Source organism: Polynucleobacter sp. HIN8, assembly GCF_030297615.1.
GTDB lineage: Bacteria > Pseudomonadota > Gammaproteobacteria > Burkholderiales > Burkholderiaceae > Polynucleobacter.
Genome location: NZ_AP028139.1, coordinates 546,614 through 569,070, shown reverse-complemented (window position 1 = coordinate 569,070; position 22,457 = coordinate 546,614). Strand labels below are relative to the sequence as shown.

Below are 22,457 nucleotides of genomic sequence, written 5' to 3'. Positions count from 1 at the left end.
AATACCACCTTTCGATACCCTTTAAATAGACCATAATCATCAGAAATTTTAAGAAATCCTCGATACCACCCTTTAGAACGGCGAACATACAGATCGTGCTCATGGTTTATCCGCCTAAGCTAACTGATACCTAAATAAATTTTGGAAAACTAAAAAAACTAGTTCAAAGCCTTAAAGCCTCTACTTGAAAGACTACACCGAACGTAAGCGAGCATACGTTAATTTATATTGCATATTATTGATATTTATCAATAAATTTCTGAAATTATCTGTATACTCAAATATGACTCGATATTAGAGTGATAAGTATAGATTTAGTTGGTTTCGCTTCTTGATTTTGTAATTACTTCGTTATTAACAAAAAATAAGGGGAAACATGTAATGTCTTTAATAGCACCTAAATCTAGCCTTAAATCACTTGAAGATTCAAATGAATTTTCTAAATGCCATGGCTGCAAATCGCGTGTGCATTGTGTGCACGGCACACTTAGTTTTTCGATGATCGAAATACTACCTAAAAACTATATTACAAAAATAAAAATAAAAGCAGGAGACCCTATTTATAGGAATGGAGAGCCACTCAATTTCTTATATAACGTTCGTATTGGTTATTGTAAAGTTGAATATTCATTGGAGGATGGTCGATATCAAATTAATCACTTTGCCCTACCTGGTCAAATAGTAGGTACTGATGGCTTAGCAGATGGCCATTATAAATTAGATGTGACTGCCCTAACAGATGGAGAACTTTGTGCCATTGAATTTAAAGGATTACATTGTTTGATGAATTCTCAAATCAAAATACGCGAAATCTATGAGAAATTACTTAGCCGGTCAATAAATAATTCACAAGAACATATATTTTCTTTAGGAAGCCACTCAGCCGAACAACGACTTGCATTGTTTTTACTAAATTTTTATGAACACCACCGTTCCTTGCAAATCGAACTTAGCGCATTTCGATTACCAATGAGTCGAGAAGATTTAAAAAGCTATCTAGGGATTACTGCTGAAACTTTAAGTCGCTGTTTTTCAAATTTAGAAAATATTGGATGTATAGAGGTTAACAACAGAAACATAAGTAAGATTAATCTTAAAAAACTTGCACAAATTATTAATCCAAAAGAAAAATTCTCGTTTACAAAAATAAAAACAAATGATTCTTTACAAAAGTTAACTTTGAATGATAAGCATAATTCTTTAGTACCTAATTATGCAAATCTCTTACCCATAAAACCCATAATTTTGATTTAGCTAAAGTTTGAAGTAGTGAATACAAAAAATCTACTTTACTGAACTAATTAGTAAAAGCATCATGAAAAACGGTGCGTTGAGGTAACAATGATGATACTTATGAGAAATTTATATTGGTAAATAATTAGTCACAAAGTAAACTTATTTATAGCGTCGGTCTTAAATGAATAATGTAGGACCAGAGAATTGCGGAAATTGATAATTCTTTTTCTTAAATAATGCAGTACAAACATCCACAACATCAGCATCAAAAAGGATATTCCGATTGGCGTTAATGGTGGCTAGCGCAGTTTCGATCCCCAACGCATGTCGATACGGTCGGTGACTTGACATGGCTTCCACCGTATCTGCAACCCCCATTATTTTTGCTCCTAAAGAAATAGCATCTCCTTTGAGCGAATTTGGATAACCGCTGCCATCTAAGCGTTCATGATGTTGGAGTACATACTCAGCTATCGGCCAAGGAAAAACTAAGGGCTTAAGGATTAAAAACCCTGTGTGAACATGCCCTCGCAGTAACGAAATCTCCACCTCACTTAAGCTATATGGTTTCGTTAAAATTTCTACCGGTACATTAATTTTTCCAATATCATGGATAATACTTGCTAGCGATAAGCCTTCAATATCATGCTCCGATAATTTAAGTTCACGCGTAATTGCTTCCACAAGGTTAGTAACTCTTTTTTGGTGACCTGCTGTAAATGGATCTCGAAGCTCAATGGCATTAGAAAGACTGCTAATTGCATCTTTTAATTGTGAAATATTTTTACGACGTTCATATTCAATTACATTTTCAGTATTTTTTCGAGCAGAAATATCACGAATATTGCACTGAATCACAACATTATCGCCCTCATCATATGAGTTGCAAATAAATTCAGTTGGCAACAGTTTGCCTTTTTTACTTACTAGATCAATATCTTCATAGCGAACAAAGCCATGCTGCAGAATTTCTTTATTGGCTAATAAAGCCTTTTTTTTATCTGCCAAAAGCCCGATTTCCCAAAGCTCCTTTCCCAGTAAATCACTGCGACTGTATCCCAAAAGATCAAGAATAAAAGGATTAGCATCGATAATTTTTCCTTCTGGATAAGTCAAAATCAGAATACCATCGCGCGCAGTCTCAAAGAGCCGGGTATACCTTAAGTTTTTATCTATTGCTGAACTTAATTGATTGGCCATAAAGTCATTGAAAAGGGATTGACGTTTATTATGGGATTGGATCATGCAGTAAGGAAATATCACTAAGAATTAGTTTTAGCAGTATTATTTTTTTCTATTTCATAAAAATTGATAGATTATCAGTGCCAATACGATGTATCATGAAAGTGATGCATCTTTATCAGTTTTATATGCATTTGTAATGAACCAGTTCAATTTATTCTCACGATTACTTTGAAATTTCTATACCAAGTAATTTATTCATCTTTTTTATTTTTTTATTGATATATATCAAAATTTAGAATTAAGGATATCCTGATACAAATTGCTAACTAAATATCATTTGCCTGCTAGCAAACACTCAGATAAAGCAACAACATCGTCACGAAACACTTGGATGTCTTTGGAAAAATATAGTATGGAGTCTAATAATGTCGTCTGAATTAGAAAAAATTAATGCCAAATTATTGGCACATGAAGAAGAAATTATCAAACTTCGTCAAGGCTATGTGACCACGAATGAGCGTTATATAAAAGCACTATCAACTTTAAAAAACTTAACTTCAAGCGCATCTGAGGCGGCCAAAAAAGCATGCCTTGCTGCTGAACATGCTAAAGCGGCTACCGACCGCTGTGCGAAAGCTGCTAAAGAGGCAGCTTCCCGGTCTGTAATTTCTGCTGCAGAAGCGGCCGTTGAGGCGGCACATTTTTCTGCAGAAGCTTCAATCCAGGCAGCGGCAGCGGCCTCTGCTGCCGCAGCTGCAGCAGCAACAGCAGCGGCAGATCAAGCTGAAGCGGCATCGTTAGAGGCCTCTGCAGAAGCAGCATTAGCGACAAAACGTGCGACGGAGGCAGCCAGCGAAGCCTTGAGGTTGGCTCAAGCGGCTGCAGATTATGTAAAATCCATAAAAAATAATAACTCTTAATAAAGATTTATTTTTTGTAAAAATAAAATAATTTTTTCTTATAACGTAATCAAGTTATTAACTTCATATGAATAAACTTGAAAAAATACTTTATACCGCTCACACCCACGCTACGGGTGGCCGTGATGGTAAGTCGACAAGTGATGATGGGCTTCTCAATGTTAATCTGGCACTTCCAAAAGCCATGGGCGGTTCAGGAAATGCAACTAATTCAGAGCAACTATTCGCTGCAGGCTACTCGGCCTGCTTTATTGGCGCTTTACGAAACGTGGCGGGACTAAAAAAAGTGGAAGTTCCAGATGGTGTTGCAATTGATGCAAGCGTTGATATTGGCCCAATCCCACAAGGATTTGGTATTGCTGTGAAATTAATGATTTCATTACCGGGACTGGATCTAGCGGTTGCTCAAGACTTGATTGATACGGCGCATCAAGTCTGCCCCTACTCAAATGCGACTCGTGGCAATATTCAAATTGATCTTTTATTAGCCTAATCAATCAATATTTAATTTGTAATACAGCGGCGCCATGAATCAAACTGAGTTTTATGAATTATTGGCACACCAAGGTTTTCCGGAACCCATTCTGGTGGAATATCCTGCTAATGGCAGTTTGGATACACATACCCACAATTTTGAGGCTTTAGCATTAGTTATCAATGGTTCCATGACAATTACAATTGATGGTGTTAAATCAGATTACTCAGTAGGCGATGTTTTTCATCTCAAACATCAGCAACCGCATCAAGAAAGTTATGGTCCGATCGGAGTTAAATACTTAGCCAGTCGAAAAGATAATTTTTTAAAATGAACATAGCCGACATTTGGACTATGATCGAATTAATGCCAATTTTCATAGCAAACTCTATTGGCTTAATTGGTATTCTTATACCCAAATGAAACGAATGCCTGATAATTATCAAAACTGGATGCAGAATTTGAACGAATCGAACGATAAGTATCTTGATGAGATTTTTTTGTAAGAATAATTTGCCATAATTGACCTTGACGCGATCTAAAGAAAGCAGCGCATCCTAACAAATAATAGGTCCACATACGATAAAATCGCTCACCATACTTTGCCGATATTTTTGACCAGTTCTCTATAAATTTCTGATGCCATGCCATTAAAGTTTTGTCATAATCCTGACCAAAATTATGCCAATCCTCGATCAAAAATACATTTTCAATTGTTTGCGTAATTTCAGATGCAGATGGTATTTTTCCATTAGGGAAAATGTAGCGATCAATCCATGGATCGGTCCGCAAAACTGTAACATCACTTCCAATCGTGTGAAGTAAAAATATTCCATCATCTTTTAATAAACAGCTTACGGTCTGAAAGAAAGTAGAATAATTTTTTTGGCCGACGTGCTCAAACATTCCAACAGAAACAATTTTGTCAAACTTCCCGATAAGATCACGATAATCAATTAACTGAATATCTACAGGCAACCCTTGACATCTATCAATTGCATGTTGTTGTTGCTCTTTCGAAATCGTAATACCGATAACATCTACCCCATAATGCTTTGCAGCGTATTCCGCTAATCCGCCCCACCCACAACCTATATCGAGTAATTTTTCACCATACTTCAGTTTTAGTTTCTTACAAATTAGGTTTAATTTATCCTCTTGAGCCTGCGCTAATGTCTTAGCATTCTCCCAGTAACCGCAGGAATACATCATGAATGGATCTAACATTAATTCAAAAACATCATTCCCAATATCGTAGTGCTTGTCGGCTACCTGAAATACTCGCTTCTTAGACTGCAAATTAATAATTCGTGCCTTAAGTATCTCTAAGGCATAGCGAGCCTTTGCTAATCCATGAACACGATCATTTAAGTCAAACTTTAGTAGTTTGGTTAGCATCACATCAAGTTGATCGCAATCCCATAGACCATCCATATACGATTCACCTAAGCCCAGTGACCATTTAGATATGATATTTTCATAGGTTTTAGGGTCATGAACCTTCATATCCCAAGGATCTGACCCATTAATGCAAACTCCAGCATTACCGAGAAGTTCATATACCAACAGCGATAAATTCGCTTCCTCAGTAAATGAAGAGTTTCGTACTAACATGTCCATAAGATTCTCCCTCAATATCAAGACTCTAATTTTTACAACCGAGATTATCTTGATAAATCTCAAAATTTATTCTTTCTTAACTTATATAAAGAGGCGTAATTTTTGATAATTGATTGATTTTGCAATGGGATTAATGAACTTAATCATTTATATTCACAATAGTAAATACAACTTACGCGCTACCTGTTATCGGATATAAAAAAATGAACTTAAAGCGTAATAATTCGAAATTTAATAATTATTCGTTAATGAAGATATTTTCATATTACAAAAAGTACCTCATATCAACTCTCTTACTTATGTATTTTTTGGTACTTAGTCTACTTATGGTGACTACAAGTAATGCACAAAAAATTCATCAACGAGATTTCGGAAAACAGGAATTTGAAACACGCTGCGCAAGCTGTCATGGCAAAGATGGCCGAGGCTATGGCTGGCTAGCTGATTTCTTAATTGATGGTCCCTCTGACCTTACTTTACTTTCTAAAAATAACGGCGGTGTCTTACCAATATCACGTATTTATCAAAGTCTCTGGGAGGGATCGATACCTATTCATGACCGAAGTGACATGCCCGCATGGGGTCAAATATACCAATTAGAGGCTTATGAAATGAATGTTGGGGATGTCTACTTTACTGAGATCTATGCGGAAAGTCGAATACTTCTTCTTTTAGAGTACATCAGTAGATTACAAGAAAAATAAGATAGAAATATAATCAAAAAATAAGTCTTTGAAAATTTTCCTTGAAGCTAAATTAAGCAGCTAAAGTTGCATTAAAGGTAAACTAATTACCAATTCAAACTTTAATCAGACATAAATAAATTTTCAAATTATTAGAAATAAACACCATCAGCAGATGCTTAATGCTCCCTAACATTCTTTTTTCTGAGGGTTAAATAAATCTCTAGTGGAAGTAAAAAAAATAGTGTTACTAAGAGAAATCCCAGAAAAATGGATTGTATATCCTCGATTTTTATAAAATAAAACTGGAAAATCTGAGCAAAAGAAAATCCCATTAAAAATGATACCAAGGCAAGAAAAAATTGTGTCATTACTTACTACATAAGCATTAGTGCATGCTCTAATTTTTCAATAGGTAATTTTGTATAATTTTTATGAATCTCACATTGAATTTGTTGTTTCATATCATTCGATAAATGAGTCTTAACTTGATTTAGAAATTTTGGATTACCTATTAAAGTTATTGCTTTGTAAGCCCCCTGCTTAAAAACTTCGTCAACACTTTGACAGGCAACTGCGAGATATCGTCCATCACTCACTGAACTCAAATCAGTGTAGACATAACTAGTATGTGATTGGCGTATTTTACTCATTGTTTTGCCAGGGTTGTCTTTTTTATATTTTCTAAACTGACTAGGCTGATACTGTACTCGTTTAATTATTTTTAAATGAGGTATTGGTTTATATAAGTCACGAGCCATTAATAAAAAATGATGTCCATCAGCCAAAAGAAATAATTGATGATCTAATTGGTAGTTCATAAGAATTCGATATTAATAAAGCTTCTTTATAACATCTTCATGCATAAAAGATTTGATAAAAATCAAATCTAGTTACCAAGTAAAGACTAATCTGATCGACCTATCAGATGGAATGTTCCTAAGATGCAAATAAATGATCTGAATAAACAAAAGCCAAATGTGTCATCAAAAAAATTTTTAGAGCAGATGATCGATGGAATTCTTGTTCTAGAATACCCCTCAGGTGTAATTAAAAATGCTAATGATTCAATTTTCTTTTTCTTGGGAATTCCCCGTAGCGCAATAATTGGTAAAAATTTTTGGGAATTAAGCGTTTTTGCAAAACATATCAACATTCATGAACTCTATAAGCAATTTTTACAAAAAAAATTAATTGCAATGAAAAATGTAATTCTTAGTTTAGAAGCTAAAAATGATATGGTTGTAAATATTTATGGCGAACTTCATACATTTGAGTGTCATGACCCTCTAATTTTTTTAGGTTTTGAAAATAAATCTTATGTTAATTTTTTACAGAATAAGCTTAAGCAATTACATCTGAACGAAGATAATTTATTAAATGAAAAATTTCATTTCTTAATTAATACAGCCATTGCAATTGATAGTCAGAATGCAAAGCACCAATTAAATGTAAGTAAGCTTGCTGTAGAAATTGCTAAAGAACTAAACCTAGACACCCTAGCTATCCATCGAATTATGATGAGTTCATTGGTTCATGATATTGGGAAAATATCAATACCCAAAGAGATTTTGAATAAATCTACGGCTCTTAGAATTGATGAAATTTTGTTAATCAAAAACCATGTCCAGGCGAGTTATGACATCTTAATAAGACTACTACTTCCACTTGATATTGCTAAAGTAGTCCTTCAACACCATGAAAGACTTGATGGTTCTGGCTATCCGCACCGACTCTTTAAATCAGAAATTTGCCAAGAAGCTAAAATTTTGATGGTGGCAGATACAGTCGAATCGATGAGACATAGCCGTCCTTATCGTCCTGACTTTAATTTAGATAGATCTTTGCAGCAACTTGAGGTTGATCAATATTCTAAACTTCCTTCTGACATCGTAAATGTTTGTACCAATCTTTTTCGAAGTAAAAAATTTTCTTTTGAACATAGTCTCCATTAGTGAACTCATTGATAATTTCTCTGTTTCTTTATTTTTTTTCGTTTGGTTTACAAGCCTCTACAATATTAATTGCATACCGCATCCTTAATCGTTATCAGCACATTCGATTAAGTAAAATTTTTTTATTCTTAACAAGTTCTACTCTTTTTATTCAATACGCCTACCTTTTAACAAAGGACCTAAATCAATCTTTTACAAGCTTTTCAAGTGCCTTATTTGTATTGATTAATTCCTTAATGATATGGACAATTGTTTTGCTTTTGAATTTTTTCTTAACACGAAGTTCAAAAAAAATGTTATTTTTATCCCAAGAAATAAAAATTGATACTCTTACAAGAGTTTTTAATCGGAATACCATTCTGTTTTATTGCGAATATGAACTTGCAAAATCTCAACGTTCTCAACAACCAGTATCGATTCTTTTTATTGATATGGATCGATTTAAATACATTAATGATTCATATGGTCACCCAATCGGCGATGAGATTCTAATAAAAAGTACACGTCAATGTCGGTTAGCTTTAAGAGAAATTGATTTGATTGGACGCATTGGCGGCGATGAGTTTATTGTTCTACTGCCAAATACTGATTACAACGCTGCTCAGGATGTTGCTGTTCGAATTCAAACAGAAATGCAATCTTTGAATGAGCGTATTTCAATAAATATTTCAACTCCGATTACACTTAGTATCGGTATTGCAAGCTACTCTCCAAGAAAGCAGAGTATTCATGAAAATTTGATTGATCCCAAACTTTTGCTTGACGAATTAATCAACATCTCTGATCGTTCAATGTATCAAAAAAAACGTGCAAATCATATGGCTTATACATTACAGCCTTCACCAGAAAGCCATGTTAGAAGGGGATAATTAATTCCTCCATAAAATAACTGTAGGTGTAATCTGGGCCTTGAAATCCTGCAGCCTTACGATATCCAATCCTTGTGCGAAAGAAGACTGAAGCTACCGATGGACTTGTTGCTGCAAACTCAAGTAGTTGCGTCCCTGTTGATCCATCTGAATTAATGGTTTGACTACCCAGTCCTGCTACGCCAGAAATTCTCCAGCCTTCTATCATTTTTCGAAATCCTACAGCCAACATCGTCTCACGATATTGGTTGGGATTAAAATAATTATTGGCTACATTAGTATTGGTGTCACGGTACTGGCGATATCGAAGTTGTAGATTAACCCCATAATCAGGTAAAGCATCATAAATTAGATTTAACCGGAAAAATGGTCGTGTATTGGTGTCTGAAAAATACATATTACCACCCATGACGATTCCACTTAATCGATCTAAGAGTCGTTGCTCAATACTAGCAGCGCCTAAGGTGTAATAAATCCCATTATTTAATGCGTTTTGCGTTTCAACCCACTCACGGCTTGATATGAATTCCGTACGCGTACTTGAAGTTGGCTGAAATCCAATGTAGCTATCCGTAGTTAGTAATGTGTGGCCACCTAAAGAATTCATATTGACATTAGCAATATAACCAAGAGCTGTCCTAGGATTGATAACCTTAGAGGTTAATCCTAGCTGATTCCCCTCCTTAGCCCATCCATTTTGAGTGTACTTATTAAATTGATATGAAATTCCTGAGTAATTATCGCCATGTTGATATAGTGGGAGAAGTTGTGCGCCCACTTTATAGGCCTCAAAGCCTTCACTATCAGTTGATAGGAATGATACTGGAACCCCAACCGCAATCTTACTAGGCTCACTAGAAAGCCCTCCAAACATCCAGGTTGATTCTTGCGCCTGTGCTGATTGAGATAGCAGAGCCAAAACAAAAATATATTTTTTAATCTTATTCATTTTGTACCCCATACTTTTTTTAACTTAAATAGCTCAGAAAAGTAACCCCAAACACAAGCTGGTTGAAGCAAAATGCCATAAGCAATCATGTAAAAAAAGAGGCCAAAAAAATTTTTTCGAATCCCGAGATTACTATTGTCAAAAATTTGTTTTTCACTTCTAAACATTACTTGATTCAAAAGTAAACCAGGTGGAATAAGTGCTAGAGTCATAGGCCCCACTAGCCAAAATTTTCCAAATAATGCCAAAATCAATCCAGGAATAAAGCCAAGGGTATACGCAATGTCAATGAACGGAAATAAAAAATTCCACCAAATAAATAAAATGCTTAAACGTGGTTTAAGTAATAAAGTAGGCTCCTCTTTAAAGGCCTCAATTAAGCCACGAGACCAGCGCTGACGTTGACGAATAAATTGCTTAAGAGAATTAGGAGCATTGGTGAATACACAGGCATTTTCAGCATGCCCAATGCGGTAACCTGCAGACAAAAATCTCCACGTAAGTACAATATCTTCGCCAACAGTAATTGGCCAACCACCAAGCTTGATTAGAGTTGATCGGTCATATAAAGAAAATGCTCCTTGCGCTACCAAAGTACCCTGGAATAGCGACTGGATGCGCTTAATTGCTGCAATACCTAAAAAATAGTCCCATTCCTGAGCCTTAGTTAGCCAATTTTCACGCGAATTGCGAACAAGAATTGATCCAGCTATAGCTTTAGTATTAGGCGGGTCACATAAGTACCGAGACACAATTAGCTTAATCGCATCACGCTTAACCCAACAGTCAGCATCGATACTAATAATTACATCAGATTTCGCAATTTTTAAGCCTTCATTCAATGCATACGCCTTACCAGTATTACGCGGTAAATTAATCAAATGAATTTGTGGATAGCAAACTGAAAGATTATTTAAGATAGTTCTAGTTTGCACATTTGATCCATCATTAATAACTATCACATGAAGTATTCCCGGATAGTCTTGGGCCATTACACTTTTAATAGTATCAATTACCTCTTTACCATCGTTATAAACAGGTATTAAAACATCTACATCAGGGAAATTCTTAGGTAAGAAAACCTGTGGTCTACGATCTAAAAGTAAAGCACAGGCAATAAATGCATTTATAAAACCCGGTAGTAAAGCAAGAAAAAAAATAAAAAAAATTGCAAGAGGTACACCAATAACTTTTGAAAGATCAAGAAACCAAAAATAAGAAAGCCATGCAGATGCAACAAACCAACACATTGCAAAAAAGAGCGATATCAAAAATTTATTACGTACAGATACATAAAAATTCATAAGTGTCTCAAAAAATAAATCACTACCTATCCTATAAATAGAAGAATTATTTTTTTTGACATTTATCAAATGGAAATAAATTTTTTTTTAGAAAATAATCTTTGGTATAGCCTATATCAATTGACACTCTTATAAAGGAATGAATATGAGCAATTTAATTAAAACTAACCCTGTTAGTAGCAGTCGGAATCTTGTTCAAAGTATGAGACGCTCTATGCCAGGTTTTTTTTCTGATATTTTTGATGATTTCCCATTGACACGTTTTTATTCACCATCAGTCTTTAATGAACCACTTGAACCTCAAATTAGAATTAATGTGAGTGAGCGGCCAAATGAATATTTCATTCGTGCAGACATCCCGGGTGCTAACAAAGAAAATATTCATGTTTCAGTGGAAGGTAGTTACGTAACTATTAAAGCCGAACAATCTTCACAATCTGAGCAAAAAAGTGAAAACGAACAACTAATTCGTTGGGAATGTAGCTCTGGAAGTGCTTTGCGGAGTTTTCAATTACCAGGAGATGTAAATCGCGATAAAGCAAAAGCTATTTATGAAAACGGTGTTTTATCTCTAACCCTACCCAAAGTGAATGGTGGCACTATTGCTGAAATTGCAATCCAATAAAAAGTGGCTGCCTATGGCAGCCATTCATTAAATTAATAGATTTATCGATTAACGAATAGATACAGCGTATCAGACATTGAAAATCCAACAATTGCAAGAATCAAAGAAAATAAACTTACACATAAAAGTATGGTTTGATCAATCCTATTCATTTCTAGATCGTCGCTTACATCCTCAAAATCGTTATCAAATTTTGGATTTTGTCTCATAGTTACCTCTAACTGTTGAAGTAACTCATTTATAGGCTAAAGAAAAATTTGCAGATTGATTTTTATCAAAATCATTTATCTCAATAAATGTAATGACTCCGGTTTTTACTTTTTCTAAGATGGATGATGTTGGCAAATAGACTTTATAAAGAGGGGTATGCTGAAATACCAACTCATGGCTTTCAGTAAATTCAACCTCATAAATACCGGGAAATAAAAATCCAAAGCCATCCTTAGAATTTGCCTTACTAAAACGTTTACTTAGAGTGCCCTGATTGACTCGAATTTTCATTGTCACCCCCTAATAAAATGGAATGTGCTTTATTTTTTTGAAAATTCAAAATAATAAATTGAGAAATATCAAAATTATTTTGAAAGTAGATGGGAGAATGTAAGTGTCATAATTTAAAGGCCATAAAATGATTAATTCAGTTTTGATTCCTATTGATGAATCTGTGATTGTTCAACAACTAATTAAAAAATTATCAAGCTATTTAGATCTCGAAAAAATCGATATTTATTTGGTCAATGTATCTAAACCAAATCCGCCAGCAACATATTCAGAATATGCGTATAACGATTACTCAATAAGTATTGAGCATCATAAATTAGCATGTAGCGCTTATGCTAAAAAGCTTTTTTCAAAGTATGAAAAGGTGTTAGCAAAAGCCAAGCATCTCGAACTAATTCATGAGTTTGATGATGATATTCCGAATGGTATTATTCATGCAGCAAAGAAAAAGAAAGTAGATTTAATTGCTATGGCCACACACAGATATAGTGGTTTAAAAAGTATTTTACTCGGCGACAAAGTTCATAATGTTATCGTAAATTCTAAGTTGCCGGTTCTGGTAATTTAGTTGTAAGATTATTATGAATATTTATCGAGCCAACTCCACACCGTTGGCTTGTTGATAGTTGCTGGTAAATAAGTATTGATGTAACTGGCAATGTGAAGAACATACAAAACACTTAAGTTTTCAGGCACATTAAGTTCTTGCTTTAACTTAATAGAATTTAATAAACGTAACAATGAGCAATCAATTGATACATTAAGTCCTAAAGCCCTTCCAGCTAATAAAATATTTTCAACTGATTGCCAACATTTATTTAATGAAAAAGAATTCTCTACATTTGCATATAAGACAATTAACGCATCAGATGAATGAGTACGTGAATCGAAACTATTATTAGCATTAGCTTCGGTATTATCACTGTGTATGTGATTGAAGGCTTTAGCATAATCTTGTAAATACGTTATGTAATCTTCATCCTGAATAACAACATAAGACCAGGGTATTGTTTTACTGTAAGAAGAAATCCTCATTCCAGAATCAAGCAAAATCTCAATTAAGTTGCGACTAATAGGGTAATTCGCTAACTTTTTTTCAATGCCACGATTAACAATAGCTTTTAAAACACAGTTAATTTCTCCATCCATAAATTGTCTCGTTAAACTTTCTCCCATACCAGCACTTTCAAGTTATACATCCACTCTATTCACTTTTACTAGCTGAAAATTGCGATTAATCAAAAATTTACATCGGTGATCTTTTAAATTATTTCTTAGCGTAACAATCTGGAGGAATTATTCAATATGCCTAATGAAAATAAAAAAATCAAATCAACTCATTCGATAGACCCAGATTTATGGGATCGACTTGTATGGCAAAAAGCATTTGATAAAGCAATTCGTGAAAAGATGTCTAAACAATATAAAGAGACTCGAGTAATCAAAAATATACTAAATCAACGTACTCATTGAAATTTATACACTTAATAAAAGGAATTGATAATGAAATCTGATCGAGAACTTCAACAAGATGTATTAGCAGAATTAAAGTGGGATCCCAAAATAAACGCAGCAAATATTGGCGTAGAAGTTATACGGGGGGTTGTTACCCTCTCTGGCCATGTTGATAGCTTGGCAGAAAAATGGAATGCAGAACAAGCAGCAAAACGAGTCTTCGGCGTTAAAACAATTGCCATTGAATTGGATGTGATAGTTCCGGGATCTAATCAAAAAAGTGATACTGAAATTGCACTTGCTGTTAATGATGCATTGAAATGGAATATTTATAAATTAGGAGATAGGGTTTCGATTAAAGTTGAAGATGGGATCGTAACCTTAACGGGCGAAGTTAATTGGTTTCATGAACGACTTTCAGCAGAGAACTCTATACGCTATATAACAGGTGTACGCTCAGTGAATAACTTAATTTATATCAAACCGTCAGTATCTTTAAATTTAGTTAGGATTGACATTGAGCGTGCACTGAAGCGTCGAGCTCATGAAGATGCACAAGATATCTCTGTTTCTGTTCAAGGCGATGAAGTTATTCTTGGCGGAAAAGTTCACAATTGGGTAGAAAAGTCACTTGCAATTGATGCTGTTTGGGGTGTTCCTGGTGTAAAGAAAGTAACTGATCATATGGTTTTTGCATAAAAAACTAAGTGGAAACCTTCAGATAAGTAGCCAGATAAAAGAATGGCTACTTATCTGTTTTTAATCAATTACTTTTCACTAACCTCTTCGCTCAAAATAATATTTTTGGAACTTTTACCATTAGCGGAATAGTTCTTTTTAATATTTGTCAGATAACTTTTAGAAAGGCCATTCGCAATCGCTGCTCCTTCAAACAAAGAGCCTATCACAACTTGGTATGGTTTAATAAATCCATCCATACCATCTGGTACATTTTGAGAAGTTAACTGCATAAACTCATTGAAAGCAGCACGAGAATCGTCTAGCAACTGTTCATTAGCGCTAGAAAATTCTTCCAGGTACTCATTAACTGCGTCATTCAAATGCTGTTGATAATTTTCTATCTCCTGAAGGAATGATTGGTCACCATTTATTTTCATAAGATTCAATGGATTACTTACCTTTTTGGAGTTCATAAATTCTACTGCTGAACTTTGCATGTTTTTAGCAACTTGATTTACCCAAGATGAATTAAGGTCCGACAATTTTTTTGTTACATTGGCATTCAATTGTCCAAGCATCTGGCCATTTTTAATCGACGTATTGTGAAAATGATTTAATTTTTCACTTAATTGATTAACGCTCATAGTCTATACCTTTCTTTTTCAAAATTTAAGTGATAACCCTTAGTAATTTTTACCTATAGTAATAACTTAGTATTAAAAAAAGCCGCAACTAGCGCGGCTAAATCACACGAGGAGACACAAACTGGTGTGGAGGTGATGTACTTGGTATCCATCAAGTATGAATTATCAAGAATTTGATCCCCACGTTACAAATTTTGAATAACCTCATACATCACAGCTACTTTATAAATTATTACTTCAAAATAATATTGATAAAAATCAAAATTCACTTCATTTTCAAAATTTTTTGTAAATTGACATTTATCAAAAATATAGGTTTGTTTCCATTTATAAAGTAGCTGTGAAGTTTATTAATTGAATTTCTAATAACGTAGCTAACAAGAAGTTCTTATCCACTTAATTAGGGAATTGCAATTAATTTCACTTCACAACATGCATTACTGAATTAGGAAAATTTCATTAGGCTGAAGATATGCTTATAAATTTTCTTGAGCTAATAATTGCATAAATTGAAGTTTTAATTGAGATATAAAAATGAACCATTGGTATATACAGATTGGAGTATTTATGAATCAAGAAGAGCTCGCACAAGTAAAGCAAGATATTGAAAAATTAGTTTCTGATGTGAAGCGACTAGTAACTGATGATTCCACCAAAAAAAATGATGCTAATAAAGAAGACGCTGTTTGCGAATGCAATCCCTGTGAGTGCCGTCCACATGGTCGTCCTGTTTTCTGGCTAGGCCTATTTGCACTTATTGGTGGCATTGTAGGAGCGATGATGTATCGCAAAAATCACTCTTAAATTTCCATTTTTTCTTCTTAATGACTTTTAATTTTTGAAAGTTAATATGCGCTTGGATTCATTAATGCAGAACAACAATACGATTAATATTTCAAAAGCTTTTACTCAAAAGCACAGTCAAATTACTTGCAGCAATTGCAAAACTAAAAATAATTGCTTACATCATTATTTAGATCATGATTTTATAAGTCGATTACCCGGAAAATATGTAACTAAAGTTAAGATGAAAAAGGGGGATCCTATTATTCGTAATGGCGACCCCCTTCATCATCTCTATAACGTGCGTATCGGCTACTGCAAGCTTGAATTTTCTTTATCGGATGGCCAGTATCAAATAAATCATTTTGCTTTTCCGGGTGATCTATTGGGTATTGATGGTATTGCTGAAAAAAAACATCGGCTAGATATCACGGCATTAAGTGATGGAGAATTATGCATAATTGAATTTAATACTCTTACTAAATTAATAGACTCAGAACCTGAAATACGAAATATTTTTGATACGATCTTAGGTCGAACTATTAATCGATTCGAAGAGCATCTTTTTTCATTAGGCAGCCATAGTGCTGAACAAAAATTAGCATTTTTTTTACTTGATTTTCATAAGCGCCAAAAGCAACTTAATATTGACCTCAGAATGATGCGCTTACCGATGAGTCGTGAAGATCTTAAAAGCTATTTGGGTATGACTAGTGAAACACTGAGTCGATCATTCGCATTTTTAGAAAAAAATAATTATCTTCAGGTTAAAAATCGAAATATCAGTAACATTAATTATGATCGCTTATCACAACTTATTGAGCACAAAGAAAAGAGTATAAAAGTTTGGGACCTCAAAAAGCCTAATCGATTGGCCGTAAGTCAAACAGCCCTCTCAGTTCTCAGCCAATAATTTACATTGTTGTTAATTCATTCAAACTAATTTATCTATAAATATTAGGTGTTTTATCCTCCATATTCGTTAAATTAAAAGCACTTGGTTCTTAATTTTGTATGGAATGAGAAACTTATCCTTTCGAATCATATAGAGCTTTACTTTTTTTGCTGCCAGGTAAATGAGACTTTAGTCGATTGCTTACTATCAATTACAACCATTCTCTTTTTTACCTGATCTTCATAAGTTGCAATAATCTCATATCGACCTGAAATTACTTTAGCAAGAAATAATGGTCCATTACATTTTTCAAAAAAAATAGTTTCACCTTTGGCATTGATAATTTGCAATTCTGCGCCGACTATCCAAGCGTATGAATTTCCTTGACGTTCTGTAAACTCAATGGCAAGAGGCCATTTTTTTGCTTCCTCTCGCATTGCCTGTGACTCATCTAAACCTACGCCCCCCATCATGCAAGAAAGATTACTATCCGTTTGAATTTCAGGTAGCTGGGACATAGCCGATAAATGATTAAATGAAAGAATAATTGCTAATCCTGTAGATAGAATGTACTTTTTTTCTAAATTTAATTTCATGATAGACCTCCCTTGTTATTGTTATCTTTATATCAATTTATGAAATACTATTTTTGACGTTTATCAAATAATAATTTTCACTATCAAATATATTTCACATAGGAAATATTTAATGCATAGGGGTTTTATTTTGAGAGATCTACTTCAGTTTGGTAATGCATGATTAGCAATCACACTACAAATCCATCAATCGTTGCATGTGATAAGGCTGTAGCTGCCGTAGAATTTGCACTTGTTTTACCTATCTTAATATTAGTTTTATTTGCGATTGTTGAACTCAGTACACTGCTTTATGACAAATCAGTAATTACTAACGCTAGTCGTGAGGCAACTCGAGTAGCAGTAGTGAATACCTCAATTACCGACGGAGAAATTCAAACCTTTGTAATAAACTATTGCCAAAATAAGTTAATTACTTTTGGGTCAAAAGCAAATCCAACAGTTTCCATTGCAAGACCTTTAGGATCTAATTCGGGTAATCCTATTATCGTGACAGTTTCATATTCATTTACCGGTCTGTTGCTGGGTCAACTAATCCAGCCTACCAATTGGAGTCAATTGCTATCGGCTAGCACAACCATGAATTTTGAGTAACATCTATTAGTTATTTATTTTAGTTTAGCGAAATGCATTAAATAAACTAATAATTGCGGGACCAAGAATTACCACAAATAATGCTGGGAAAATGCATAGAATGATGGGAATTGAAATCTTTACCGGAATTTTAGCTGCTAATTCTTGGGTGTGCATTCTCCTTTTATTACGAAGATCATCTGCAAAAACCTGCAATGCTTCAGTTACATTTGTACCAAATTGATTAGCCTGTTTAAGCATTCCAACAAGTGCCTCAATATCCTTGAGCCCTGTGCGAGTTGCTAAATTTGCTAATGCCTGATTTCGGGAGGTACCAGCTCGAAGCTCAAGTCCCAATTGATCGAACTCTTGGGCCAATGTAGGACTTTCTAGTTGAATTTCACTACCAACCCGAGTAATTGCTGCATCAAGACCAAGGCCAGATGCCACACAAATTCGTACTAAATCTAAAGCATCTGGAAAACTATGTAATAACTCCTCTTGGCGCTTACGTATCAAGTATTTCAAAATAAAATCGGGAATCCAGTAGCCAACAATTGACAAGCCAACGGCAAGACTCAATGCATAAGTAATAGAATGATCATGGTAAAAGGAATACAAGAAAGATGCACATGGAATAATTAGACTTAAAATCGTTTTTACAGAATAATAAATGATAAGTGGCTTTTCACCATGCAACCCAGCGTTATAAAGTTTGGTTTTTAATTTTGAGTTAAGCAATACATTACTTGACATTGAGAATCGACTAAAAAACTGCAAGGTATTTGTGATTGAATCGGATTGATCCTTGCTTCCGTTAACAAAAGAGCTCATTTGGATTTGTTTTAATTGAGAAATACGCTGATCGATATTAATTAGCCAAAAGCGTCTTAAGATGAGAAAAATGACACTAAAACTACAAATCCAAATCAATAATAATCCGATGAAAGATTCCATGATCTTAACCTTTCTATTGCTTAAGATTGCATAAATGCTTCATCCAAGCAAATCCAATTAGCATTAAAACGCTGGCGTATATTAATAAGCTCTGGCCTAATGAATCGCTCAACATTAATTCATATGATTTCGGTTGAATAAAAAATATTAAAGCTCCAATTGCAAACGGAAGAGCCCCTAGTACTAGTGCTGAAGCCCTGCCCTCTGAGGTAAGTACGCGTATAGTCTGTTGCATATCCATTCGTTCTCGGATGAGTTTGCTTACTCGTTTAAGAATTTCAGCTAAATCGCCACCAATTTCACGATTTACAATAACTGCAATTACAAAGTAGCGAATTTCAGCACAATCAATACGCTCAGATAATTCTGATAACACTTTATGAATTGGAGCTCCGTAATTCAATTCTTCAAAGACACGATTGAATTCAGCAGAAATTGGCATGGGTGCATCCATTGCAGCCATCTGTATTGTGTTATTAAGTGAATGGCCAACTTGTAAAGAGCGAGCCATGAAATCCATCAGTTCTGGAATTTGTTTTTGTAAAGCAGCTTGCCGTCGTTGTGCAATTAGTTCTAACACAAAATATGGAGCAGTACAAAGACTAAGCCCTATTAATATTGCATAAAGCGATGAATTAGAAGCAATATAAGTAATTAATGAAATAAAAAAACTTACGGTGATCGTTACAATTAATAAATAACTTGCAGAAATTGTTAGCCCCGCTCTAGTAATTTGTCGACGTAAATATCGAATAAATCGAGTTTCATCTAAGAAGAGATAAACGGAATCTTTTTGTTGATAGTCTCGATTAGTCAATGCAGGTAGAGAAAAACCTTTAGCTTGAATTTCAAGCGCTCCTATTCGAGCGGAAATGTGTCTTTTTTGTGCCCCAAAAATGTTTGTTTGCAAGTAAAAAATAACTAGAAATCCTAGAATACTAATAGTAAGAAGTCCCGAAACTAATAACCCAATAGAAATAAAAGTATTCATATCAGTTATGAATATTTAAAAATAAAGAGTCTGGTAGTGGTGAACCTCGGGCTGCTACTGTATCAGCAAATCGAGGACGGATTCCTGATGCTACAAATTTACCTAACACCTTACCGTCTGCCTCAACACCTGTTTGCTTATAACTATAGATCTCCTGCATAGTAATAATGTCACCTTCCATACCAAGAACTTCGTCGATACTCATGACTTTTCGTCGACCATCACTCAATCTAGCCGTATGAACCACTGCAGCAATGGCCGATGCCATTTGCTGACGTAATGATTTTTGCACTACTGGCAGTCCTGTAAGGCCAACCATATTTTCAATTCGAGTTAGTGCATCACGTGAGGAATTAGCATGAATAGTTGTAAGAGAGCCATCATGGCCAGTATTCATAGCTTGCAACATATCTAAAACTTCAGCCCCTCGAACCTCTCCGACCACAATTCGATCAGGGCGCATCCGTAGTGAATTTTTTACCAAAGCACGTTGATTAATTTCACCTTTACCCTCTAAATTAGGCGGTCTAGTTTCCAAACGTACCACATGAGCCTGCTGCAATCGCAACTCAGCTGCATCTTCAATGGTAATAATTCGCTCGGTTTCTGGAATAAAACCTGACATAATGTTCAGTAAAGTTGTTTTCCCACTTCCAGTACCTCCAGAAACTAAAATATTAAGCTTTGATTTCACCAACGCTGCAAGAATTAATGCCATCTCACGTGTTAGCGTACCAAAACTAATTAGTTTTTCCATGGTGTACGGTACTTCTGAAAAGCGCCGAATTGATAATGCCGGTCCATCTAATGCCAGAGGTGGAATAATGGCATTCACCCGTGAGCCGTCAGCAAGGCGAGCATCAACCATTGGACTCGACTCATCAATACGCCGCCCAATACGGGCAACAATTTTTTCAATAGTTTTTAATAAATGCGCATCATCATCGAAATGATTAGCAACGAGCTCCAATCGCCCTGCACGTTCCACAAATATTGTGGATGAAGTATTTACCAAAATATCCGAAATTGTTCGATCAGCCAACAAAGGTTCTAATGGTCCTAAGCCAAAAATTTCGTTTTTTAAGTCTTTAACAATATTAATTAAATCTAGAGAATTAATAATTAATTGATCTTTTTTGATGATTTTTTCGACACCAGCATTTAGGTGCTCAAATTGCTGATTTTCATTGAATGTTTCCATAGCCGCAAGATCAAGCTCCTCCATTAAGCGCGCATGGAGCATTTGCTTTAGTTTTGATTGATCCGATACCTCACGCTTAATGCTATGTGTGATACTCAATGATGGAGCGAACTCTTCCTTGCGGTTCAGAATCTGTCTTAATGACATGCTTAACCTAACTTAAATGGCAGAATTTTAGTAATGAATGATTCTGTTTTAGCAGTCACTTTTCGCTCTAAAAGAATATTAGTCATCTCATCAATGGCTAGCGACACTCTATTTGTCGGATTCATTTTTACAATAGGAATACCAGCATTGATTGATTCATCTACGGCTGCACCATCGTAAGGAATTTGATTATCAACATCACGACTTAGTAATTGAGTAATTTTTTCCCCTGATAAAGCAGCGTCCATATCAAATTGATTCATTACAAGGCGAATTTGAGAATTTGGATAATCCAATTCTTTAAATAAATTAAGTGTATTAATTAACGCTTTTAAAAAATTAAGCGTTGGTTGGGTAACTAGATAGACATAATCACTCCGATCAATTCCTCTGGTTGAAAGAACATCTAGTGAGCTACTTAAATCTAAAAGAACATAGTCATATTCAGATGCGGCTACTGTTAATAATGTATCAATTTGATGAGATTGAATTTTGGCCGACTTTTCAATACTATTAGCAGCTGGTAAGAGATAATAATTTTCAGCGACTTGCATAGCTGCTGAAGCAATCGTCACTGAATTTAAATAGGGCTGGGTAACAACGTCTGCTACATTTCCAGCTGCCAGTGAATCTGTTAAGTAATATGCAGCATCACCGTATTGTGTGTGAAGATCAATCAATAATACTCGTTGGTTATATTTTTCAGCTAATTGATAGGCTAAGTTGACGCAAATAAATGTTGCGCCTGCTCCTCCCTTGCACGGCATTACTGAAATAATCTTTCCCTTAGCTTTGGAGCGCTTAGCAATTTCTGTTTTCTGTCGAATACGCTCCACCGCATCGAGTAAGTCTTGACTACTCCCATTGAGAGGCAAATGTACGATATCCTGAACTCCAGAACGCATTAGATCGATCAAATGTTGCTCAGTCCAATTTGATGCTAGATAAATCATGGCTGGATGACTTTTCTCTTGATTAAGAAGTGATAAATCGTCCAAGTCAGATTGCGCTATAGCAATAGAATCAACAATTAATATATCGGTCTTTGCAGTATCAATGCGGTTAAGGCGCAATTCATTATCAATGCGTTTTAAATAAACAAGATTATCGATATTGGCATTTTTTGAAAATACTTGCTCTAGACTCTTGATGACCTCATTAGTACTGGCAATCACGCCAATATTCAGTTCTTTGACAGCTTTATTCATGATT

At 34.8% G+C, this 22,457-nt stretch carries 27 protein-coding genes; 14 read left to right on the top strand and 13 right to left on the bottom strand.

Going from position 1 to position 22,457, the window contains the following annotated elements:
- The first annotated feature begins 381 nt into the window (after window positions 1-381).
- Entirely contained in the window at window positions 382-1,254 is an 873-nt protein-coding gene (locus tag QUE65_RS03040; RefSeq protein ID WP_286281815.1) for a Crp/Fnr family transcriptional regulator, read from the top strand.
- A 159-nt stretch (window positions 1,255-1,413) separates the two neighbouring features.
- On the opposite strand, the gene QUE65_RS03035 is transcribed toward QUE65_RS03040, so the two are convergent.
- Window positions 1,414-2,436, bottom strand: coding sequence for an HD domain-containing phosphohydrolase (locus tag QUE65_RS03035; protein WP_286281814.1), 1,023 nt, complete (start codon window positions 2,434-2,436; stop codon window positions 1,414-1,416).
- Window positions 2,437-2,846: 410 nt separating this feature from the next.
- On the opposite strand from QUE65_RS03035, the gene QUE65_RS03030 reads away from it, so the two are divergent.
- From QUE65_RS03030 to QUE65_RS03020, 3 genes are all read left to right on the top strand, one after another.
- Window positions 2,847-3,341 (top strand): hypothetical protein, encoded by a 495-nt coding sequence (locus QUE65_RS03030; protein WP_286281812.1) that lies wholly within the window; start codon window positions 2,847-2,849, stop codon window positions 3,339-3,341.
- A 67-nt stretch (window positions 3,342-3,408) separates the two neighbouring features.
- Entirely contained in the window at window positions 3,409-3,834 is a 426-nt protein-coding gene (locus QUE65_RS03025; protein ID WP_286281810.1) for an organic hydroperoxide resistance protein, read from the top strand.
- Between the two features lie 34 nt (window positions 3,835-3,868).
- Window positions 3,869-4,150, top strand: coding sequence for a cupin domain-containing protein (locus QUE65_RS03020; protein ID WP_286281809.1), 282 nt, complete (start codon window positions 3,869-3,871; stop codon window positions 4,148-4,150).
- A gap of 62 nt (window positions 4,151-4,212) precedes the next feature.
- Here the strand turns inward: QUE65_RS03020 and cfa are convergent, their stop codons facing one another.
- Window positions 4,213-5,436: a cyclopropane fatty acyl phospholipid synthase gene (gene cfa / locus QUE65_RS03015; protein WP_286281808.1), complete on the bottom strand. Its 1,224-nt coding sequence runs from the start codon at window positions 5,434-5,436 to the stop codon at window positions 4,213-4,215.
- 326 nt (window positions 5,437-5,762) lie between these two features.
- Here cfa and QUE65_RS03010 point away from each other — a divergent pair, with 326 nt between their 5' ends.
- Complete coding sequence (locus tag QUE65_RS03010) at window positions 5,763-6,140, top strand: c-type cytochrome (protein WP_286281806.1); 378 nt, start codon at window positions 5,763-5,765, stop codon at window positions 6,138-6,140.
- Window positions 6,141-6,496: 356 nt separating this feature from the next.
- Here the strand turns inward: QUE65_RS03010 and QUE65_RS03005 are convergent, their stop codons facing one another.
- Window positions 6,497-6,940 (bottom strand): baeRF12 domain-containing protein, encoded by a 444-nt coding sequence (locus QUE65_RS03005; RefSeq protein WP_286281804.1) that lies wholly within the window; start codon window positions 6,938-6,940, stop codon window positions 6,497-6,499.
- A gap of 123 nt (window positions 6,941-7,063) precedes the next feature.
- On the opposite strand from QUE65_RS03005, the gene QUE65_RS03000 reads away from it, so the two are divergent.
- A complete protein-coding gene (locus tag QUE65_RS03000; protein WP_286281802.1) occupies window positions 7,064-8,074 on the top strand; it encodes an HD-GYP domain-containing protein in 1,011 nt (336 codons plus the stop codon).
- Window positions 8,074-8,943 carry a GGDEF domain-containing protein gene (locus tag QUE65_RS02995; protein WP_286281800.1) on the top strand — a complete coding sequence of 290 codons (870 nt, stop codon included), beginning with the start codon at window positions 8,074-8,076 and terminating at the stop codon, window positions 8,941-8,943. Before QUE65_RS03000 ends, QUE65_RS02995 begins: the two co-directional genes overlap by 1 nt.
- On the opposite strand, the gene QUE65_RS02990 is transcribed toward QUE65_RS02995, so the two are convergent.
- Window positions 8,930-9,892 (bottom strand): hypothetical protein, encoded by a 963-nt coding sequence (locus QUE65_RS02990; RefSeq protein WP_286281797.1) that lies wholly within the window; start codon window positions 9,890-9,892, stop codon window positions 8,930-8,932. The two genes, QUE65_RS02995 and QUE65_RS02990, sit on opposite strands and share 14 nt — an antisense overlap.
- The gene (locus tag QUE65_RS02985; RefSeq protein WP_286281795.1) at window positions 9,889-11,196 is read right to left on the bottom strand and encodes a glycosyltransferase family 2 protein; all 1,308 of its coding nucleotides are present in this window, start codon (window positions 11,194-11,196) and stop codon (window positions 9,889-9,891) included. The genes QUE65_RS02990 and QUE65_RS02985 overlap by 4 nt, the downstream gene beginning before the upstream one ends.
- Window positions 11,197-11,341: 145 nt before the next feature.
- On the opposite strand from QUE65_RS02985, the gene QUE65_RS02980 reads away from it, so the two are divergent.
- Window positions 11,342-11,821, top strand: a complete 480-nt coding sequence (locus QUE65_RS02980) for an Hsp20/alpha crystallin family protein (protein WP_286281793.1) — start codon at window positions 11,342-11,344, stop codon at window positions 11,819-11,821.
- Between the two features lie 234 nt (window positions 11,822-12,055).
- Here QUE65_RS02980 and QUE65_RS02975 read toward each other — a convergent pair whose 3' ends face one another.
- Complete coding sequence (locus QUE65_RS02975) at window positions 12,056-12,322, bottom strand: hypothetical protein (protein WP_286281791.1); 267 nt, start codon at window positions 12,320-12,322, stop codon at window positions 12,056-12,058.
- A 127-nt stretch (window positions 12,323-12,449) separates the two neighbouring features.
- On the opposite strand from QUE65_RS02975, the gene QUE65_RS02970 reads away from it, so the two are divergent.
- Window positions 12,450-12,890 (top strand): universal stress protein, encoded by a 441-nt coding sequence (locus QUE65_RS02970; RefSeq protein WP_286281789.1) that lies wholly within the window; start codon window positions 12,450-12,452, stop codon window positions 12,888-12,890.
- Between the two features lie 11 nt (window positions 12,891-12,901).
- Here QUE65_RS02970 and QUE65_RS02965 read toward each other — a convergent pair whose 3' ends face one another.
- Window positions 12,902-13,471, bottom strand: coding sequence for a nitroreductase family protein (locus tag QUE65_RS02965; RefSeq protein WP_286281787.1), 570 nt, complete (start codon window positions 13,469-13,471; stop codon window positions 12,902-12,904).
- Window positions 13,472-13,627: 156 nt separating this feature from the next.
- Between QUE65_RS02965 and QUE65_RS02960 the strand changes: the two genes are divergently transcribed.
- Together QUE65_RS02960 and QUE65_RS02955 are read left to right on the top strand one after the other, a co-directional pair.
- Window positions 13,628-13,795, top strand: a complete 168-nt coding sequence (locus QUE65_RS02960; protein WP_286281786.1) for a hypothetical protein — start codon at window positions 13,628-13,630, stop codon at window positions 13,793-13,795.
- 30 nt (window positions 13,796-13,825) lie between these two features.
- The gene (locus QUE65_RS02955) at window positions 13,826-14,476 is read left to right on the top strand and encodes a BON domain-containing protein (protein WP_286281782.1); all 651 of its coding nucleotides are present in this window, start codon (window positions 13,826-13,828) and stop codon (window positions 14,474-14,476) included.
- A gap of 68 nt (window positions 14,477-14,544) precedes the next feature.
- Here QUE65_RS02955 and QUE65_RS02950 read toward each other — a convergent pair whose 3' ends face one another.
- Window positions 14,545-15,102 (bottom strand): hypothetical protein, encoded by a 558-nt coding sequence (locus QUE65_RS02950; RefSeq protein ID WP_286281781.1) that lies wholly within the window; start codon window positions 15,100-15,102, stop codon window positions 14,545-14,547.
- A gap of 567 nt (window positions 15,103-15,669) precedes the next feature.
- Here QUE65_RS02950 and QUE65_RS02945 point away from each other — a divergent pair.
- Window positions 15,670-15,906: a hypothetical protein gene (locus QUE65_RS02945; RefSeq protein WP_286281779.1), complete on the top strand. Its 237-nt coding sequence runs from the start codon at window positions 15,670-15,672 to the stop codon at window positions 15,904-15,906.
- Between the two features lie 46 nt (window positions 15,907-15,952).
- Complete coding sequence (locus QUE65_RS02940; RefSeq protein ID WP_286281777.1) at window positions 15,953-16,798, top strand: Crp/Fnr family transcriptional regulator; 846 nt, start codon at window positions 15,953-15,955, stop codon at window positions 16,796-16,798.
- 140 nt (window positions 16,799-16,938) lie between these two features.
- Here the strand turns inward: QUE65_RS02940 and QUE65_RS02935 are convergent, their stop codons facing one another.
- Window positions 16,939-17,376, bottom strand: a complete 438-nt coding sequence (locus tag QUE65_RS02935; RefSeq protein WP_286281776.1) for a hypothetical protein — start codon at window positions 17,374-17,376, stop codon at window positions 16,939-16,941.
- Window positions 17,377-17,535: 159 nt separating this feature from the next.
- Between QUE65_RS02935 and QUE65_RS02930 the strand changes: the two genes are divergently transcribed.
- Entirely contained in the window at window positions 17,536-17,970 is a 435-nt protein-coding gene (locus tag QUE65_RS02930) for a TadE/TadG family type IV pilus assembly protein (RefSeq protein ID WP_286281774.1), read from the top strand.
- A 24-nt stretch (window positions 17,971-17,994) separates the two neighbouring features.
- Here the strand turns inward: QUE65_RS02930 and QUE65_RS02925 are convergent, their stop codons facing one another.
- Genes QUE65_RS02925 through QUE65_RS02910 form a run of 4 tightly spaced genes read right to left on the bottom strand, consistent with a single transcriptional unit; the run spans window position 17,995 to window position 22,453 of the window.
- Window positions 17,995-18,906 carry a type II secretion system F family protein gene (locus QUE65_RS02925; protein WP_286281773.1) on the bottom strand — a complete coding sequence of 304 codons (912 nt, stop codon included), beginning with the start codon at window positions 18,904-18,906 and terminating at the stop codon, window positions 17,995-17,997.
- Window positions 18,907-18,919: 13 nt separating this feature from the next.
- Entirely contained in the window at window positions 18,920-19,897 is a 978-nt protein-coding gene (locus QUE65_RS02920) for a type II secretion system F family protein (protein WP_286281772.1), read from the bottom strand.
- A 1-nt stretch (window position 19,898) separates the two neighbouring features.
- The gene (locus tag QUE65_RS02915; RefSeq protein ID WP_286281771.1) at window positions 19,899-21,245 is read right to left on the bottom strand and encodes a CpaF family protein; all 1,347 of its coding nucleotides are present in this window, start codon (window positions 21,243-21,245) and stop codon (window positions 19,899-19,901) included.
- A 2-nt stretch (window positions 21,246-21,247) separates the two neighbouring features.
- A complete protein-coding gene (locus tag QUE65_RS02910) occupies window positions 21,248-22,453 on the bottom strand; it encodes an AAA family ATPase (RefSeq protein ID WP_286281770.1) in 1,206 nt (401 codons plus the stop codon).
- Window positions 22,454-22,457 lie beyond the last annotated feature (4 nt).

What these genes read in the sequence shown, in the direction of transcription:
- QUE65_RS03040 (WP_286281815.1), top strand. Translation starts at nt 382, where the DNA reads ATGTCTTTAATAGCACCTAAATCTAGCCTTAAATCACTTGAAGATTCA.
- QUE65_RS03035 (WP_286281814.1), bottom strand. Translation starts at nt 2,436, where the DNA reads ATGGCCAATCAATTAAGTTCAGCAATAGATAAAAACTTAAGGTATACC.
- QUE65_RS03030 (WP_286281812.1), top strand. Translation starts at nt 2,847, where the DNA reads ATGTCGTCTGAATTAGAAAAAATTAATGCCAAATTATTGGCACATGAA.
- QUE65_RS03025 (WP_286281810.1), top strand. Translation starts at nt 3,409, where the DNA reads ATGAATAAACTTGAAAAAATACTTTATACCGCTCACACCCACGCTACG.
- QUE65_RS03020 (WP_286281809.1), top strand. Translation starts at nt 3,869, where the DNA reads ATGAATCAAACTGAGTTTTATGAATTATTGGCACACCAAGGTTTTCCG.
- cfa (WP_286281808.1), bottom strand. Translation starts at nt 5,436, where the DNA reads ATGGACATGTTAGTACGAAACTCTTCATTTACTGAGGAAGCGAATTTA.
- QUE65_RS03010 (WP_286281806.1), top strand. Translation starts at nt 5,763, where the DNA reads ATGGTGACTACAAGTAATGCACAAAAAATTCATCAACGAGATTTCGGA.
- QUE65_RS03005 (WP_286281804.1), bottom strand. Translation starts at nt 6,940, where the DNA reads ATGAACTACCAATTAGATCATCAATTATTTCTTTTGGCTGATGGACAT.
- QUE65_RS03000 (WP_286281802.1), top strand. Translation starts at nt 7,064, where the DNA reads ATGCAAATAAATGATCTGAATAAACAAAAGCCAAATGTGTCATCAAAA.
- QUE65_RS02990 (WP_286281797.1), bottom strand. Translation starts at nt 9,892, where the DNA reads ATGAATAAGATTAAAAAATATATTTTTGTTTTGGCTCTGCTATCTCAA.
- QUE65_RS02985 (WP_286281795.1), bottom strand. Translation starts at nt 11,196, where the DNA reads ATGAATTTTTATGTATCTGTACGTAATAAATTTTTGATATCGCTCTTT.
- QUE65_RS02980 (WP_286281793.1), top strand. Translation starts at nt 11,342, where the DNA reads ATGAGCAATTTAATTAAAACTAACCCTGTTAGTAGCAGTCGGAATCTT.
- QUE65_RS02975 (WP_286281791.1), bottom strand. Translation starts at nt 12,322, where the DNA reads ATGAAAATTCGAGTCAATCAGGGCACTCTAAGTAAACGTTTTAGTAAG.
- QUE65_RS02970 (WP_286281789.1), top strand. Translation starts at nt 12,450, where the DNA reads ATGATTAATTCAGTTTTGATTCCTATTGATGAATCTGTGATTGTTCAA.
- QUE65_RS02965 (WP_286281787.1), bottom strand. Translation starts at nt 13,471, where the DNA reads ATGGATGGAGAAATTAACTGTGTTTTAAAAGCTATTGTTAATCGTGGC.
- QUE65_RS02960 (WP_286281786.1), top strand. Translation starts at nt 13,628, where the DNA reads ATGCCTAATGAAAATAAAAAAATCAAATCAACTCATTCGATAGACCCA.
- QUE65_RS02955 (WP_286281782.1), top strand. Translation starts at nt 13,826, where the DNA reads ATGAAATCTGATCGAGAACTTCAACAAGATGTATTAGCAGAATTAAAG.
- QUE65_RS02950 (WP_286281781.1), bottom strand. Translation starts at nt 15,102, where the DNA reads ATGAGCGTTAATCAATTAAGTGAAAAATTAAATCATTTTCACAATACG.
- QUE65_RS02945 (WP_286281779.1), top strand. Translation starts at nt 15,670, where the DNA reads ATGAATCAAGAAGAGCTCGCACAAGTAAAGCAAGATATTGAAAAATTA.
- QUE65_RS02940 (WP_286281777.1), top strand. Translation starts at nt 15,953, where the DNA reads ATGCGCTTGGATTCATTAATGCAGAACAACAATACGATTAATATTTCA.
- QUE65_RS02935 (WP_286281776.1), bottom strand. Translation starts at nt 17,376, where the DNA reads ATGAAATTAAATTTAGAAAAAAAGTACATTCTATCTACAGGATTAGCA.
- QUE65_RS02930 (WP_286281774.1), top strand. Translation starts at nt 17,536, where the DNA reads ATGATTAGCAATCACACTACAAATCCATCAATCGTTGCATGTGATAAG.
- QUE65_RS02925 (WP_286281773.1), bottom strand. Translation starts at nt 18,906, where the DNA reads ATGGAATCTTTCATCGGATTATTATTGATTTGGATTTGTAGTTTTAGT.
- QUE65_RS02920 (WP_286281772.1), bottom strand. Translation starts at nt 19,897, where the DNA reads ATGAATACTTTTATTTCTATTGGGTTATTAGTTTCGGGACTTCTTACT.
- QUE65_RS02915 (WP_286281771.1), bottom strand. Translation starts at nt 21,245, where the DNA reads ATGTCATTAAGACAGATTCTGAACCGCAAGGAAGAGTTCGCTCCATCA.
- QUE65_RS02910 (WP_286281770.1), bottom strand. Translation starts at nt 22,453, where the DNA reads ATGAATAAAGCTGTCAAAGAACTGAATATTGGCGTGATTGCCAGTACT.